General features: G+C 61.8%; 10 protein-coding genes and 3 pseudogenes. All 13 read right to left on the bottom strand.

Features of this window, described 5'->3' with window-relative positions:
• Positions 1 to 114: 114 nt before the first annotated feature.
• Positions 115 to 717, bottom strand: coding sequence for an ABC-type transport auxiliary lipoprotein family protein (locus CL52_RS19830; RefSeq protein ID WP_041108999.1), 603 nt, complete (start codon positions 715 to 717; stop codon positions 115 to 117).
• A complete protein-coding gene (locus CL52_RS19825; protein WP_043222698.1) occupies positions 714 to 1,652 on the bottom strand; it encodes an MlaD family protein in 939 nt (312 codons plus the stop codon). The genes CL52_RS19830 and CL52_RS19825 overlap by 4 nt, the downstream gene beginning before the upstream one ends.
• Positions 1,653 to 2,438 carry an ABC transporter ATP-binding protein gene (locus tag CL52_RS19820; RefSeq protein WP_043222696.1) on the bottom strand — a complete coding sequence of 262 codons (786 nt, stop codon included), beginning with the start codon at positions 2,436 to 2,438 and terminating at the stop codon, positions 1,653 to 1,655.
• On the bottom strand, positions 2,435 to 3,583 hold the full coding sequence (locus CL52_RS19815; protein WP_043223365.1) for an MlaE family ABC transporter permease: 1,149 nt from the start codon (positions 3,581 to 3,583) through the stop codon (positions 2,435 to 2,437). Before CL52_RS19815 ends, CL52_RS19820 begins: the two co-directional genes overlap by 4 nt.
• 144 nt (positions 3,584 to 3,727) lie before the next feature.
• Positions 3,728 to 4,025 (bottom strand): annotated as a pseudogene (locus tag CL52_RS21590) (catalase family protein); the annotation flags it as partial.
• Positions 4,023 to 4,482, bottom strand: a pseudogene (locus CL52_RS21385) (hypothetical protein); the annotation flags it as partial. The pseudogenes CL52_RS21385 and CL52_RS21590, both read right to left, overlap by 3 nt.
• Before the next feature lie 163 nt (positions 4,483 to 4,645).
• On the bottom strand, positions 4,646 to 5,056 hold the full coding sequence (locus CL52_RS20925) for a lysozyme inhibitor LprI family protein (RefSeq protein ID WP_074519958.1): 411 nt from the start codon (positions 5,054 to 5,056) through the stop codon (positions 4,646 to 4,648).
• Positions 5,056 to 7,209: a DUF8812 domain-containing protein gene (locus CL52_RS21585; RefSeq protein ID WP_235366382.1), complete on the bottom strand. Its 2,154-nt coding sequence runs from the start codon at positions 7,207 to 7,209 to the stop codon at positions 5,056 to 5,058. The genes CL52_RS20925 and CL52_RS21585 overlap by 1 nt, the downstream gene beginning before the upstream one ends.
• Before the next feature lie 44 nt (positions 7,210 to 7,253).
• A pseudogene (locus tag CL52_RS19800) lies at positions 7,254 to 8,165 on the bottom strand (di-heme-cytochrome C peroxidase); the annotation flags it as partial.
• 117 nt (positions 8,166 to 8,282) lie between these two features.
• On the bottom strand, positions 8,283 to 8,711 hold the full coding sequence (locus CL52_RS21195) for a hypothetical protein (RefSeq protein WP_143008666.1): 429 nt from the start codon (positions 8,709 to 8,711) through the stop codon (positions 8,283 to 8,285).
• Between the two features lie 45 nt (positions 8,712 to 8,756).
• Entirely contained in the window at positions 8,757 to 10,340 is a 1,584-nt protein-coding gene (locus CL52_RS21580) for a hypothetical protein (RefSeq protein WP_235366381.1), read from the bottom strand.
• Positions 10,341 to 11,247: 907 nt separating this feature from the next.
• A complete protein-coding gene (locus CL52_RS19785; RefSeq protein WP_043222688.1) occupies positions 11,248 to 13,332 on the bottom strand; it encodes a type VI secretion system Vgr family protein in 2,085 nt (694 codons plus the stop codon).
• 438 nt (positions 13,333 to 13,770) lie between these two features.
• Positions 13,771 to 16,515, bottom strand: coding sequence for a DNA polymerase I (gene polA, locus CL52_RS19780; RefSeq protein ID WP_043222686.1), 2,745 nt, complete (start codon positions 16,513 to 16,515; stop codon positions 13,771 to 13,773).
• Positions 16,516 to 16,528: the final 13 nt, after the last annotated feature.

The raw sequence follows: 16,528 nt of genomic DNA, 5'->3' as shown, positions 1-16,528 counted from the left end.
AGTGTTGCCTCGGGCCAGCCTAGGGCAGTTGTGTGACTGCTGCGCTTGCCCAGGTCAATAAAGGTGCGGATCGCCCTGTGCGCGATCGGCAGGCGGACGAACGGTTGGCCGGTGTCACGGCTGCGCCAGCCACTCCAGCAGCTGTCGGCCGAGCTCGTCAGTGGCCTGGCCGAAGGCGTTCACCACCTGATCCACCTCGCGACCCTGGCTCGGCTGACGAATTTCGAAGCGGCGGCTGGCGAGCACGCGCTGGCTCTGGCCGTCGGCCAGCTGTGCGTCCAGCCGAATCACCACCACCGGCCGGCCCTCGACATACTCGGCCTGAAAGGCCAGTAACTGGCTGACCAGGTCGCGATCGGCCTGAAGCGGGGCGTCTTCGCTGATCGCCGAGGCGAACTGGCCACTGCCCTGGGCCCGCTCGATCAGCCGATCGCGCAGCAGAATCGGCGCCGCGTCGCTCCAGCGTGCGCCGCGGTAGCTGCTGATCTGGCTGCCCTCGGGAATCACTGCGATGCGCGGCGTGGCCAGCAACCGGCTGGACTGCGGCGTGAGGATGCGCAGCGTCGGGCCCTGTTCCGGTGCCTTGCGCGCGGCCGGGCTGACCGAGGTCGGCAGCAGATAGGCGCGTAGCGGCTCGGCCTCGGGCAGGATCGAACAGGCCGAGAGCAGGCCGAGCAGAACGGTGAGCGCGCCTGAGCGCAGCGATGAACGGATCATGGTTCGAATTCCTCGAGCTTTTCCCGACCGAGCAAGAAGCCGCTCGGGTTGTCTTCCAGATGCTGCGTCACCCGGCGCAGCGAACCGAGCGTGGCGCGCAGCTCGTTGATCGCCGGGCCCAGATCGTTGAAGCCCTGCAGCCCATTGTTCAAGGCGCCCTGGTTGTCCGACAGCAAGCTGTCCAGCCGTTCGGTGGAGCGCTCCAGCGCCTGCATCGACTGCGCCGCGCTGACCAGCAGGGCGCGCCCCTCCTCATCGAGCAGGCCGTTGGCGCTGCGCGTCAGCCGGGTGATCTCGCCGAGCGCGGTGTTGGTCTGCTCGGTGATCTGGCTGAGTTGCCCAAGCGCCGCCGACAGGTCCGACCGTTGTTCGGCCAGCACGCTGGTGGCCTGCTCCAGGTGTTCGAGGGTGCGGCCGATGCGCCCGGCATTTTCCTCGGAGAACAGCGCATTGGCATTCATCAGCAGGCTGTTGACGTTGCTCATCAGGTCTTCGCCGTTCTCGAGCAAGGCGCTCAGCGGTGAGGGGTCGGCGATGATCAGCGGTGGATCGCTGCGCTTGCCAACCAGCAACGGGCTTTCCGGGCTGCCGCCATGCAGCTGGATGACCATCGCCCCGGTGATGTTGGCCAGCGCCAGGCGGGCACGGGTGTCCTGCCTGATCGGCGTGCCGGCATAGACACGGATGCGCGCGCGAACCTTGCGCGGGTCATCGGGTTCGAGCCAGAGCCGCTCGACGTCGCCGACCTTGATGCCGCTGTATTCCACCGAACTGCCGGTGGAAAGACCGCTGACCGCCCGGTTGAAGCCGACCTCGTAATACTCGTATTCGCGGTCGATGCTCGACTTGCCGAGCCACAGCGCAAAGAGCAGCGCGCCGCCGACCACCAGCACGGTGAACAGGCCGATCAGCACATGATGGGCACGGGTTTCCATTCAGCGATTCTCCTGCAATGCCGCGGCCTGCTGCGCCGCGCGGCCCCGGGGGCCATGGAAATACTCGCGGATCCAGGCGTCGTCGGTCTGTTCGACCACCGCCAGGCGATCGGCGACCAGCACCCGCTTGCGCGACAGCACGGCGACCCGATCGCAGATGGTATAGAGCGTGTCGAGGTCGTGCGTCACCAGAAAGACGCTCAGCCCCAGCGCGTCGCGCAGCGTCAGGATCAACTGATCGAATGCCGCTGCGCCGATCGGGTCGAGCCCGGCGGTGGGTTCGTCGAGAAACAGTACTTCGGGGTCGAGTGCCAGTGCACGGGCCAGAGCGGCTCGCTTGATCATCCCGCCGGACAGCTCGTCAGGGTATTTGCACGCTGCAGTGGGTGGCAGCCCAGCCAGCGCCAGCTTCAGTCGCGCCAGGTGCTCGGCGTCTTGGCGCGCCAGCCCGGCATGCTCGATCAGCGGCAGCGCCACGTTCTCCTGCAGGTTCAGCGAACTGAACAGCGCACCGCGCTGGAACAGCACCCCGAAACGACGCTCGACCTCCGAGCGGCGGGCGGCTGGCAGCTCCAGCAGGTTCTCGCCGAAGACGCTGACGCTTCCGGCATTGGGCCGCCGCAGGCCGACGATGCTGCGCAGCAACACCGACTTGCCGGTACCCGAGCCGCCGACCACACCGAGAATCTCGCCACGGCGAATATCCAGATCGAGGCCGTCGTGCACGGTCTGGCTGCCGAAGCGATTCACCAGCCCGCGTACCTGAATCAGCGTTTCGCCCGTCACCAGCCCATCTCCATGAAGAACAGCGCGGCGATGGCATCCAGCAGGATGACCATGAAGATCGATTGCACCACGCTGGAGGTGGTGTGCTCGCCCACCGATTGCGCGCTGCCGCTTACCTTGAAGCCCTCCAGACAGCCGATCACCGCGATGACGAAGGCGAACACCGGGGCTTTGCCGATGCCGACGAGAAAATGCACCAGGTCGATGTCGCGCTGCAGGATGGTGAGGAACAGCGTGGGCGAGATATCCAGCGCGAGCACACACACCACCGCGCCGCCGACGATGCCGCAGAGCATGCCGATGAAAGTAAGGATCGGCAGCGTGATCAGCATCGCCAGCACTCGCGGCAGCACCAGCAGCTCGATCGGGCTCAGCCCCAGCGTGCGGATCGCATCGATCTCCTCGTTCGACTTCATCGAGCCGATCTGCGCGGCGAAGGCGCTGGCACTGCGGCCCGCCAACAGGATTGCGGCCAGCAGCACGCCGAACTCGCGCAGGAAGGCGAAGCCGATCAGGCTCACGGTATAGATCGTCGCGCCGAAGTCGGCGAGCACCGTGGCGCCGAGAAAGGCCACCACGGCGCCGACGAGGAAGGTCAGCAGGGCGACGATGGGAATCGCATTCAGCCCGGTCTGCTCTATGTGCGCGACCAGCGCGGTCAAGCGCCAGCGCCTCGGGCGCGGCAATGTCAGGGCCAGGGTCTGCAGCGTCAGACCGATGAAACCGAGCAGGTCACGCTGCTGCCGCCAGATGCTTTGCATCGTGCGGCCGATATGGGCCAGCACGTCGCCAAACCCGTAGCCCTGCTCAGGCGGCTCCGCTTCCGGCTGATCCATCGATCTGGCGACGCTACGCAGCAGCGCAAGCCGCTCGGCCGGCAACTCGGGCGCCCAGGCCTCGATCGCGGCGATGCGCTCCTGGCCGAGCAACTCGACAAGCAGGCCGGCGCCGGCCGTATCCAGTGCACCCAACCCGTCGAGCTCGACCTGGCTGCGTGCGTCGATTCGCTCCCCGAGCCGCTGCACTTCATGGCGCAGCATCGCGTAGTGGGTGAGAGTCCAGTCACCGACGACACGCACCCGCAACGGCGAAGCCCCTTGATCGAGGGTTACCGAACCGGGCGACGGGGACGAGGTGGCGCTCATCTTCTGCAAACGGGTGCCTATATCGGGCGCTGGAGTCCTGATTGATGCTAGCAGGGCTCCGCTCGGCAAGAAAGGACCGGGCGGCTCGTGGTCGGCAACCGTCCGGGGGCGCCTGCTGCTGATCCATGGGCCACCACGGAGGCGTCAAAACGTGCCGTTACGCTCGAGCCGGTACTGCTGATCGCCTCGTACCCACATTGCGCAGCCGATGGATGTCGCCGATGGGGCGATGCTCCGGTAGTGCATGCCGTGGGTTATAGCTGAGGTTGTCGCAGGGGAGATTCTGCTCGGGGGAAGTCCTGCGGCGGCAGGATGTCGGCGACCGTCTCGAATGGCGCGATGGCTTCGTCCCACTGATGCTGGTGTCCTCGATGGGCAGTTAGTGCCCGGCGTTCTGCCGCACCTACAGGGCAAAGCAGGCGGGCGCGCGGTCGAGAGGCATCGCCGCGCCGCCATCGATACGAATGGCCTGACCCCCGTAGCGCAGCTCGCCGGTGTGGTAAGCCGCGCAGGTCACATCCAGATAGGCGCGACCGCTCTCAGCATCCTCGTGGCGGGCAAAGCCGACCGGCAGGTTGCCGGGGTTCAGCGCAGTGGCTTGTTGCGCGGGATCGACCAGAAAGCCGAAGCGGGCAAGGTAGTCGGGCGTGGCGAACCTGTCCCTGCTGAAGGGTAGCTCCAGCGCACGAAACCATTCGTACTCCAGCCCCTAATCTGGGTGCCTTGCGGTGTGTAGTAGTAGGTCTGTCGCTGGGTGGCGTCCCACGGCTCCAGATAATGCAACGCTTCGGGCACTTCATGCTCTGGAAGGTTCGGGTAGGCCAGGAAATACAGCCCGACCCCCTCGGCAAGCAAAGCCAACAACAAGACAGCACCCGGGCTCGGCGCAGCAATCGCAGGTACATCCTTGTAGCGTCATGGCGAATGCGCGTTGATGGCAGGGTTGTGGGGCGATGGCAATAAGACGGCGTTCTTTTGGCGTGACGGACGTTAGTGTCGGTACGGCCCACCCCGCACTTTGCTAGCTCGAGCGAAGCCTATGCGCGGTTGTTTCCAGAGCCCTTATATGTCAGGTGCAATGTGTTTCAGATAGTTCGCCCTGTCATTACTCATTTTGGCGATACAATTATCAATCGTTACTTGATAAGCCTCTGCGGTCTTCTCTATTTCAAAGGCTTCAAGCTTGCAATCTGCGTCTCGCAGATCAATCCACTCTCGCTGCGCCGCCTTTAATAGGGAAACGTATTGATCTGCTAGCAAAGGTGAATTTTGATACTGAAGTCTGATTCGATTCAAAGTGGCCTTGTACGTTGAGTTAAGAAGATTGTCTGATTGATTTTTATTGTATTGCGCACACAGGGCTATTTGAGAAGAGGCTTCAATCTCTTCGCATGGATCATTAACATCATTGCTTAATGCTGTGCGTACAAACAAAAGCAAAAAAATTACAGTTATTTTTCTAATAGTTAACATTAGTAATTCCTAAGATAACGAGCTCTGTTTCGCCCCGGTTCATACTGCCTGATGGCAGGCGTATTTTCTATGTAGCGTATCAGCTCGGCTTTATCATTCCTCATCCCAGCCTTCATCGGGTTGGGCCCCTGTGTAAAACCTTGATAGACGAAGTCTACCAGCACATCCCTGATGACCTGATCTAGGGCGCTCCACTCGGCTCTATCAGGTTCGCTCGAAGTCCAGTGGTCATAGTTGCTGATAGCGCGATCTACGTAGTTTGGGTAGATAATGTTGAAAAGGAGTATTTCCTGCTCGGGAGTTATTTGCCCAATGGATGCTTTGTTCTCTCTAACAAATTGCTGGGCGATTATGCCTTTCTTTCCGTGCGCCTGAGCAATCTTAGTTGCCTGATCATGCGCAATGCCGGCACTTGTCATATGCGCGTAGATTTCTATTTCGGTCCGTGAACCCATGTCATAACCGCGACCGAGAGTGACCCCCGATAGATCGTTTCCAGGCCAGTGAACGACCCGGCTGAAGAACGGAGAGGTTGGAATATTATTCCCTTCGGCATCAAACGTTATTCTCCCTTCGCTAATCGTGGGGCGGGCACGCGCTACGGTGCTGAATTTGCCGACAAGGGCAAGTGGTTGAAAGTGCCAAGCTTTCCCATCTGCGCTGATAGAGTAGCGCCCGGCGATATCGCCCCACCAGCTTAGAGTTTTGATGCGGTTCTTCTCTTCGGCCCAATCCTGATTGGGGTCATCGGAGCGGTGGCCCATCAGCTCATCGAGTTCGTCCCAACGCGCTGCATTCCAAAACCACTCGCTTTCATGCCGCGTGACGAGCTGCGAGATGGATTGGGCGTGGCAAGGCTTTTCCAGTGCCACCTGGATTTCTTGGGAGGTCATCTTGCCGTCGCGGTTGGTGTCGACGATGTCGTAGAGGCGGCTGCGCACCGGACCTTTGTCGGCCTGGTCGATGGCGCCCTGGTAGCTGGCTTTTTCGTCGTCGGACAGGCGAAGCGCCGCGTTGAGGTAATAGACGAATCCCGAAATGGGAGGATCGGCATCCTCAAGGCATTCAAAACCCTCCCACTCCCATGGGCTATGACGAGTAGTGATCAGCTCCTGCTCGGCGAGCCAGCCGTCGATGGGGTTGCCGTCGGCGTCGGCGAACAGGCCGTCCAGCCGCCACCAATGCATGGTGTCGTCCGCGCCATCCTTGGCCTGGATTTTTCTCGAAGCGGGGAGTCCATCCAGCAAGGACTGCGGAATGATCAGGTCGACGCCGATCTGCGTGCCATCGTCGTCCAGTTTGGGTGGGCTCTCCGCGTTGATATCGTCCCGATGGGTGATCAGTTTGCTCGCACCTTTGTAGATCTTGAGCAGGGTTTTCTGGTCGTCCGGCAAGCGGCTGGCCCAGGCGCGGCTCCGGGCGATGAATGCGGGCACATCGTCGCAGCTGAACAGTTCGACATGGACCATGCGCTGAGCAGCGCTGTCGTGGTTCTGGTACAGGCCGGGATGGCCAATAAGGTCACCCGCCTTGATCGGCAACCCGCTGTCGAGAACGATGACCCTGCCGTATTCCGCTGGCTCGCTGTGCGGTTTGAGCAAGTTGGTGGATACATAGCCGGGCAGTTGCCCCTCGTCGTCGGCTGATAGGGCGGGTTGTGCCGTCCCGCTGATCAGGCTGACCAGTTTGCTGAACTCGCCTTCCGTCTCGCCGATGGTGATCTCGGCACCCTTGGACAGCTCCGACAGCTTGGTGGTGTGCTTGCTCGGGCCTGCGCGAACGCTCAGGCCATCGTGCTGCGTATTCACGGTATAGCGTTTGGTTTCCCAGAAGGCGGGGCGCGGAAGGTCCGCTTGTGCCTGGTAGCCCGTCCAATCCAGCAGGTGCATGTACAGGCTGTAGAGAGTGAGGCTTGGAGGGGTTTGCCCTTCGACGATGGTGCCGTCAGCGTTCTTCAGCGGCGGCGGCTGCAGGCTGTGCTTGACCAGCACGAACCCCGTGGAAAAGGGTGCACGTTTGACCAGTGGAATCTCGTCGGTGAATTCGCTGACCGGGTAGCGCTCGTCGATGCGGTAGGCAATTACTTCTCCGTCGGCGATACAGCGCACGCTCGACTGGTCGAATGCAGCGGCCGTGCCTTCGTCGAAATGCACGCCGCCATGCCATAAGCCGTTTTCGCCGGTGGGGTAGAACCCGGCAGGGTGGCGCCAACACCCAGGGCCTCGCCGATATTGCGCGCCATCGGCTGCATGGCCGAACCGTTCCACAGCACCCAGTCGAACTTCCAGATATCCCACACCTGTGGATAGCTGACCGGCGCATTGGCGACGCGATAGTTGGCCGGATCCAGCGCGTCGCCAAAGGCGGTGTTGGCGATGCGGCCGAACGCATCGGTCCGGCCGAAGCCTTCCTCGGTCGGGTAGAGGCCGCGGTGCCAGTCGTTGTAAGCGGTGCCGAGCAGGCGATCGAGCACCTGCTTGAAATCGCGGCGCAGCTGGGCGCGGTCCTGCTCGTAACGTTCGCCCAGCACATGCTCGGCGAAGCGACGGAACTTGAGCGGGTTGTAATAGGTGAAGGCCATGCTCATCCCGAGCGCCTGGCCAAAGGCGCCGCCGCGCAGGGTCGGTACGGTGGAGGCCAGCGAATGCATCGCCGCGCCACCGTCGATACGGATGGCCTGACCCCCGTAGCGCAACTCGCCGGTGTGGCAGGCCGCGCAGGTCACATCCAGATGGGCGCGACCGGTCTCGTCATCTTCATGGCGGGCAAAGCCGACTGGCAGGTTGCCGGGGTTCCGCGTGGTGGCCTTTTGCGCGGGATCGACCAGAAATCCGAAGCGGGCGAGATAGTCGGGCGTGGCGAACCTATCCTGGCTGAAGGGCAGCTCCAGCGCGACGAACCAGTCGTACTCCAGCCCTTTAACCTGCGTGCCTTGCGGCGTGTAGTAATAGGTCTGCCGGTCCGCCTCGCTCCATTGATCGAGGTAGTTAAGCCGAGCCGGAGGCTGATAGTCCGGCAGGTTCGGATAGGCCAAGAAATACAGACCAACCCCGGCCGCAAGCAGGGCCAGCAACACCAGGCCAAGCAGGGCGCGTCGCAGCAATCCCATCGTTACTTCCTTGTAGCGTCATGGCGAAAGCGCGTTTATGGCAGGGTTGCGGGGTGATGGCAATAAGATGTCGCCGCTTTTGCGGTGACTGATAAGGGTGAATGCGTGCTCGGACAGTTATTCAAGGTCAAGCAAACTTCCCTCCACGGAGGCTGAAATGCATGAGATATAAGTTAAGTAGTTAGAATTTTTCTTAACTAATATGCCGTACTTGGGCTCTTGGACGTCCGCAACCTTATTGACGCTGGATATTACTGTGTACGTATATTCGCCATTAACGAAGCTGATGGAGTTGGTCAGCTCGCTGCCAGACGCGCTGCCTATTACAATCTGCACCTCATCTGATGTTTTTTTTAATTCTAGCTCTGGTGGAGAGTTGATTTTCCCAAATTTATAAATAATCGTATTGTCTTGCTTGTGTAATTCGAGGATCTTATTGGATTTTGTTTTGCAGCTGAAGAGGGGTTTTGCCTCTTCCATAGTATTTGCCGATAGGAGAGGCGAGAAAGCTAAAGTCAGGACTAGTGCAAGATGCGAGATTTTCATTCTAACGATCGCTTCATGGTTATTAAAGAAATATTTTGTCTCTGGCTACTTTAATATTTGGGCGCTCCAGAGTTTCTCAAAATTCGCCCGTCTTGCTTGATAGCTATCCGTGTTTAGATTCACTAACCTTGTTATTGCGTCCACCGTCTCCGGGCAGTCACCTTTATCCGCAAGTTCGTACAGCCTATTCGATATCCAGAAATTTGCAGCAGATCGAGTGGCATATTTCATGGTTAACAAGAGATCGGGCTGCTCTGTAAAGTCCAGATCCTTGTCGGTTGGCCAATGTTCGGCGAGCCGATTGTGCCAAGAAGTGAGCGCTTCGTAATTGTGCCTCCCCGTTAACTGCTTCAAGCCCCGTCCTCGGTATTTCCAACCGTCCCCGGACGAATAGTCACCGTTGCCTAGATCAGCTCGGCCACCATAAGCTCCATTAGCAATCGCCTCAAAATCTTCCTGAGACATTCTGCTGCCGTCAGCCTTTATCCCTCGATGAGTATCATAGCCATGGGCCTTGGCCAGCTCCGGATTATTTCTGAAATGCTTAAATATTTTTGTTAGAGACTCTGCCTTATATATAAATCCTTCCTCGACTTTTAGTTGGGGTCCTGTTTCTTGCAGGATTTGAGCAAAGAAATGGGTTCTTCGCAATGTGGTGTCTAATTTGTAGAGGGAGAGGTGGCTGTTTAGCTCGTTTGCTATTTCCGCTAGGTCACTTTCCCTGTTGGGTAACAAGGACGGATAAATTCGTTTCATTATATCGAGCGTGAACTTGAACGATCGGTCTGCAATGAAGCTGCAGGCAATTAGCATCGGGGATATGTGCCAGGCGATCCCATCCTCGCTGACCTTATGCCTTCCTGCCAAGTCACCCCACCAACTCAACTTCTCGATTCGCTGCTTTTCCGCTTCCCAAACAAGATTCGGCTTTCCGGGCTCTTCTGCTAACAATGGATCAAGCTCATCCCACTTGTCCTTGTTCCAGAACCACTCGCTTTCATATTTGGAGACGAGTTGGCCAAGCACTTGAGCGTGCCAAGGCCTGGCCAGCGCTGCTTGGATTTCAGTGCTGGTCAATACGCCATCCTTATCGGTATCGGCGATGTCGTAGAGACGAGCGAGCGTTACGATTGGGCCGCCATCGGCCTTGCTGATCTGCGCCCGGTAGTTGTGCTGTTCGTCTGCGCTCAGCAGGCCTCTGGCATTGAAGGCGTAGGCGAGCTTTTCGACGGGCGTTCCGGTTTCCTCGATGCACTGGAAGCCTTCCCACTCCCATGGGCTATGACGAGTAATGATCAGCTCCTGCTCGGCGAGCCAGCCGTCGATGGGGTTGCCGTCGGCGTCGGCGAACAGGCCGTCCAGCCGCCACCAGTACATGGTGTCGTCCGCGCCATCCTTGGCCTGGATTTTTCTCGAAGTGGGGAGCCTATCCAGCAAGGACTGCGGAATGATCAGGTCGACGCCGATCTGCGTGCCATCATCGTCCAGTTTGGGTGGGTTCTCCGCGTTGATATCGTCCCGATGGGTGATCAGTTTGCTCGCACCTTTGTAGACCTTGAGCAGGGTTTTTCTGGTCGTCCGGCAAGCGGCTGGCCCAGGCGCGGCTCCGGGCGATGAATGCGGGCACATCGTCGCAGCTGAACAGTTCGACATGGACCATGCGCTGAGCAGCGCTGTCGTGGTTCTGGTACAGGCCGGGATGGCCAATAAGGTCACCCGCCTTGATCGGCAACCCGCTGTCGAGAACGATGACCCTGCCGTATTCCGCTGGCTCGCTGTGCGGTTTGAGCAAGTTGGTGGATACATAGCCGGGCAGTTGCCCCTCGTCGTCGGCTGATAGGGCGGGTTGTGCCGTCCCGCTGATCAGGCTGACCAGTTTGCTGAACTCGCCTTCCGTCTCGCCGATGGTGATCTCGGCACCCTTGGACAGCTCCGACAGCTTGGTGGTGTGCTTGCTCGGGCCTGCGCGAACGCTCAGGCCATCGTGCTGCGTATTCACGGTATAGCGTTTGGTTTCCCAGAAGGCGGGGCGCGGAAGGTCCGCTTGTGCCTGGTAGCCCGTCCAATCCAGCAGGTGCATGTACAGGCTGTAGAGAGTGAGGCTTGGAGGGGTTTGCCCTTCGACGATGCTGCCGTCAGCGTTCTTCAGTGGCGGCGGCTGCAGGCTGTGCTTGACCAGCACGAACCCCGTGGAAAAGGGTGCACGTTTGACCAGTGGAATCTCGTCGGTGAATTCGCTGACCGGGTAGCGCTCGTCGATGCGGTAGGCAATTACTTCTCCGTCGGCGATACAGCGCACGCTCGACTGGTCGAATGCAGCGGCCGTGCCTTCGTCGAAATGCACGCCGCCATGCCATAAGCCGTTTTCGCCGGTGGGGTAGAACCCGCCTTTGGCCTGGGCCATATGTGTAAGCAGTTGCAGCGGATTGTGGCTGGTGTCCTTGCTGGGAAACGGGTAAGCCCAATTGATCGGCTTGTGTTCGGCCATGTTCGATGCTTCCTTGCGTTCCAGCCGGCTGCGCAGCCGGCACTGTTCTTAGCCCGAGAAATTGAGCGAGCGCTTGCGTTTGCTGTGCAGGCTGGCTGGCTCGCCCGGCATTGCCTGCTCCAACAGGCTCCCGGCCTTGTCGCTATCCGCGACCCCTGGCAGTACCGGTGGCTTGATCTTGATCCCCGAGCCCTTGCCCGGTGCGCCGCCGGCGTTGATTCGCGCCAGCGGGCCGGAGACGGTGATGCCGCCCGGGTCGAGCTTGATGAAGCTGCCGCCGGCCTTGAGGGTCAGTTCGACGCCGGCTTCGATGACCATCTTCTGCCCGGCCTTGAGGTGGATCTCGCGGCCGGCCTTGGTCAGCTGGGCGGTGCCGAGCTTGATGTGCTGGGTCTGGCCGACGGTGAGATGGTCGTCGGGTTTGACTTCCACCTTGCGGTCGCCGGCAACGGTCAGGTGTTCCTCTGCCCTGAACTCGCTGTAGCTGTTGGCCTCGGCGGTGTCGTGGCGTTCATGGCCGACGCGGATCTTCTGGTCGTGTTCGATGTTCTCGTCCCAGTCGCGCTGGGCGTGGAGGTAGATCTGTTCCTGGCCCTGGCGGTCTTCGATGCGCAGTTCGTTGTAGCCGCCACCGCCGGGGCTGCTCAGGGTCTTGAACACCGTGCGGGTCTTGTTGGCCGGCAGGTCGTAGGGGACCACGTGCTCGGCGTGGTACAGGCAGCCAGTGACCAAGGGCTGATCGGGGTCGCCTTCGAGAAAGGTTACCAGTACTTCCATGCCGACCCGCGGAATCGCGATGCCGCCGTAGCGGTCACCGGCCCAGCTGGAGGAGACACGCAGCCAGCAGCTGGTCTTGTCGTCGGCCTGGCCATGACGATCCCAATGGAACTGCACCTTCACCCGGCCGTACTCGTCGCAGTGGATCTCTTCGCCGGCAGGTCCGGTGACGACGGCGGTCTGGCTGCCGAGGACCTTGGGTTTCGGATGGCGCAGGGCCGGGCGGTAGGGAACGGTCCAGGGCGTGGCGGTGAAGTGGTTGCGGTAACCCTGGTGGAACTCGGTGGCGGCCAGTTTCCCCTCACCCCAGCCCTCTCCCCGGCGGGGAGAGGGGGTTGCACTGTGCAAGTTGGGCGCGCTGGTAATCGACTCCTCCAGCACCTGCGGCTGCTTGCCTTCGTGGAGCACCTCGTCCAGCAGCCAGAGCTGGTTCCAGTCGCTGCGGGGATGCTCGGTCAGCTCGAGGAAGTGACCGCTGACCAGCGAGGGCTGGTCACTTTCTCCTTCGGCCCGTTCGTAGTCGTGGCGGTGGCGCTCCAGGGCGCGTTGGGCCAGGTGCTTGCCGCGGCTGCGGTCGACGAAGCGGCCGGGGTAGTCGTAGTCCTCCAGGTCCGGCTGGAAGTCGCTCTGAAAGGCGGCCTCCATGGTCAGGCGCGGTTTCTCGAAGTCGTAATCCCGACGGGTCACACGGCTGGTGCGAGTCTCCAGGCGCAGGCCGAAGCGCTTGATCACCGGCTGATCGGCGACCAGCCCGGAGTCCTGCTGGTAGGCCACCGGCGAAAGTTTGGGGAAGACCGTCTGGTCGTCGCCGAACACCAGCACATGGCCGTCCGGGCTGTGCTGGAAGTGATAGTGGACGCCTTCCTCTTCGCAGAGGCGCTGGATGAAATGCAGGTCGCTCTCGTCGTACTGCACGCAGTACTCGCGTTCGGGATAGACCACCGGGCCGAGGTCGAAGCGATGGCCGACGCCGGCGAGGATGCCGTGCTCCTCGAGCACCTGAGCGACGATCTGCGGCACGGTCAGGTGCTGGAAGATGCGTTGGTTGCTGCGGTGGGCGAGGTAGGCGAGCTGCGGCACCAGCGTCAGGCGATAGCGGGTCAGGCGTTTGCCGGACTCGCCCTGGGCGATGCGATGGACCAGGCCGTGAATGCCGCCGCCGTCCGGGGCGAAGGCGAGAAACGCCGGCTGATGCAGCAGCGACTCCAGCTCCAGGTCGGGGCGTTCGCTGACCAGTTCGACCTCGAAGGCAAAGGGCGTAGAGAGCGCCTCGCGGCCGCGGAATTCGAGCACCTGCAGGTCATGCGCGACCGGCAGCTGCAGGCTGAAATGAGGCTGGTTGGCCGGGTTGAACATTCCTTGTTCCTCCGTCAGTCCGTTGAGCGGATAGCGGCCAGCTTTTTACGGCGGAACAGGGATGGAGGAGCGTACCGGTCGAGGTTTGCGTGGTACAGGCACGATATTTCGTGACCGCATTCGCATGCGCGCAAGATGTCGGCGGGCTTGGTCGGAACTGGCAGAAATCTGCGCAGCAGAGCGGCTGAATGCTGTTTTTTTACGCCAGCGGAACGTTTTCTACGGGCAAAAAAAACCTCGAACTTCATTGGGGGAGGGGGAAGTTCGAGGTCGAATCTGGACCGCTAGGGCGGGGTCCAGAGATCTGCCAACACTTAACACAACAAGGAGCATCGAAGAGCTTTCACACCCTTCGCAAGCTCTGACCGACGCGCGTTGCGTAAAGTTCAACCGGCGCGGAAAAAATGTCTGCTAGCGACGCTTTACGGCAGTACGCGGTCAGTGCGCCTCATCCCAGTTGGCGCCAACGCCCGCTTCCACCAGCAGCGGCACGTCCAGTCTCGCCGCCTCGCTCATCAACGGGCAGATGCGCTCGCGCAGCGTCTCGACCTGATCCTCGCGGACCTCCAGCACGAGTTCGTCGTGCACCTGCAGGATGATCCGCGCATCCAGGTTCGAGGCCTGCAGCCAGGCGTCCACCGCAATCATCGCGCGCTTGATGATGTCCGCCGCGGTGCCCTGCATCGGTGCGTTGATCGCGGTGCGCTCGGCGGCCTTGCGCATCGCGCCGTTCTTCGAGTGAATTTCCGGCAGGTACAGGCGACGGCCGAACAGCGTCTCGACGAAGCCCTGCTCGGCGGCCTGGGCGCGGGTGCGCTCCATGTAGTCGAGTACGCCGGGATACCGCGCGAAGTAGCGGTCGATGTAGTCCTGCGCCTCCTTGCGGCCTACGCCGATCTGCTTGGCCAGGCCAAAGGCGCTCATGCCGTAGATCAGGCCGAAGTTGATCGCCTTGGCGCTGCGCCGCTGGTCGCCACTGACGTCTTCAAGCGCGACGCCAAAGACTTCCGCGGCGGTGGCGCGGTGCACGTCCAGGTCGTTCTGGAATGCATGCAGCAGCCCGGCATCCTGCGCCAGGTGCGCCATGATGCGCAGCTCGATCTGCGAATAGTCCGCGGCCAGCAGCCTGTAGCCCTTGGGCGCGACGAAGGCCTGGCGGATGCGCCGCCCTTCGGCGGTGCGGATCGGGATGTTCTGCAGGTTCGGGTCCGAGGAAGACAGCCGGCCGGTGGCGGTGACCGCCTGGTGGTAGCTGGTGTGGATGCGCCCGGTGCGCGGGTTGATCTGCTGCGGCAGCTTGTCGGTGTAGGTGCCCTTGAGCTTGCTCAGGCTGCGGTGCTGCATGATCACCTTCGGCAGCGGGTAATCCTGCTCGGCCAGCTCGGCGAGCACGCCCTCGGCAGTGGACGGCTGGCCGCTGGCGGTCTTGGAAATCACCGGGCATCCGAGCTTGTCGTAGAGAATGGCGCTGAGCTGCTTGGGCGAGCCGAGGTTGAATTCCTCGCCGGCGATGTCGAAGGCCTGGCGCTCGAGCTCGATCATCTTCTCGCCGAGCTCGACGCTCTGCTGGCCGAGCAGTTGGGCATCGACCAAAGCGCCGTTGCGCTCGATGCGCGCCAGCACCGGCACCAGCGGCATCTCGATGTCGCGCAGCACCGACAGCAGCGAAGGCGTCTGCTCCAGCTTGCCGAGCAGGGTCTGGTGCAGGCGCAGGGTGACGTCGGCATCCTCGGCGGCGTAGGGGCCGGCCTGCTCGATGGCGATCTGGTCGAAGGTCAGCTGCTTGGCACCCTTGCCGGCGATGTCTTCGAAGCGGATGGTGCCGCGGCCAAGGTACTTGAGCGCCAGGCTGTCCATGTCGTGGCGGGTCGCGGTGGCGTCGAGCACGTAGGATTCGAGCATGGTGTCGAAAGCCAGGCCGCGCAGCTCGACGCCGTAGTGCATCAGCACGTTCATGTCGTACTTGCCGTGCTGGCAGATCTTCGCCCGGGTCTCGTCCTCGAGCAGCGGTTTGAGCGCGGCGAGTACGGCATCGCGGTCAAGCTGCTGCGGCACGCCCATGTAGCTGTGGCACAGCGGCACGTAGGCGGCCTTGCCTGGCTCGACGGCAAAGGAGACGCCGACCAGTTCGGCGCGCTGGGCGTCGAGGCTGGTGGTCTCGGTGTCGAAGGCGAAGCACTCGGCCGTCTTCAGCCGCTCGAGCCAGCGCTCGAAATCGGCCTGCTCGAGAATCGTCTCGTATTCGGCCTCGGCCTGCACCGAGCAGCCGTCGGGCTGCACCGCGCAATCTTCGCCGGCGGCCTTGGCCTCGCGCAGCAGTTCGTCGAGCCACTGCTTGAACTCGAGCTCGCGGTAGAGCGCAATCAACGCCTCGCGATGCGGCGGCTCGGGCATCAGGTTGGCGACCTCCACCTCCAGCGGCACGTCGAGCTTGATGGTCGCCAGCTCATAGGAAAGGAAGGCCGCGTCACGGTGCTCCTCGAGCTTGGCCGCCAGCGACTTGGCGCCGCGGATCGGCAGGCCGGCGACCTGGTCGAGGTTCTCGTACAGGCCCTTGAGGCCGCCGTCGATGCCATTGAGCAGGCCACAGGCGGTCTTCTCGCCAACACCCGGGACCCCGGGAATGTTGTCGACCTTGTCGCCCATCAGCGCGAGGAAATCGATGATCAGCTCCGGGCCTACGCCGAATTTGGCCTTCACGCCCTCGACGTCGTAGACGCTGCCGCTCATGGTGTTGACCAGCGTGACATGCGGGCAGACCAGCTGCGCCATGTCCTTGTCGCCGGTGGAGATCACCACGTCGCGGCCGAGCGCCGCGCACTGCCGGGCCAGGGTGCCGATCACGTCGTCGGCCTCCACGCCCTCGACGTTCAGCAACGGCAGGCCGAGGGCGCGCACCGCGGCGTGCAGCGGTTCGATCTGCACGCGCAGGTCGTCGGGCATCGGCGGGCGGTGCGACTTGTAATGCTCGAACAGCTCGTCGCGGAAGGTCTTGCCCTTGGCGTCGAAGACCACCGCGAACGGGCTGTCCGGATACTGCTTGCGCAGCGCCAGGAGCATGTTCAGCACACCCTTCACCGCCCCGGTGGGCTTGCCCGTGGAAGTGGTCAGCGGCGGCAGTGCGTGGAAGGCGCGGTAGAGGTAGGACGAACCGTCCACCAGGACGAGGGGCGCTTGGCTCATGAGGCGAATCAAC

The organism is Stutzerimonas balearica DSM 6083, from assembly GCF_000818015.1.
Taxonomy (GTDB): domain Bacteria; phylum Pseudomonadota; class Gammaproteobacteria; order Pseudomonadales; family Pseudomonadaceae; genus Stutzerimonas; species Stutzerimonas balearica.
Note: the sequence above shows the minus strand (reverse complement) of the source record. Positions and strands in the feature narration are given on the sequence as shown.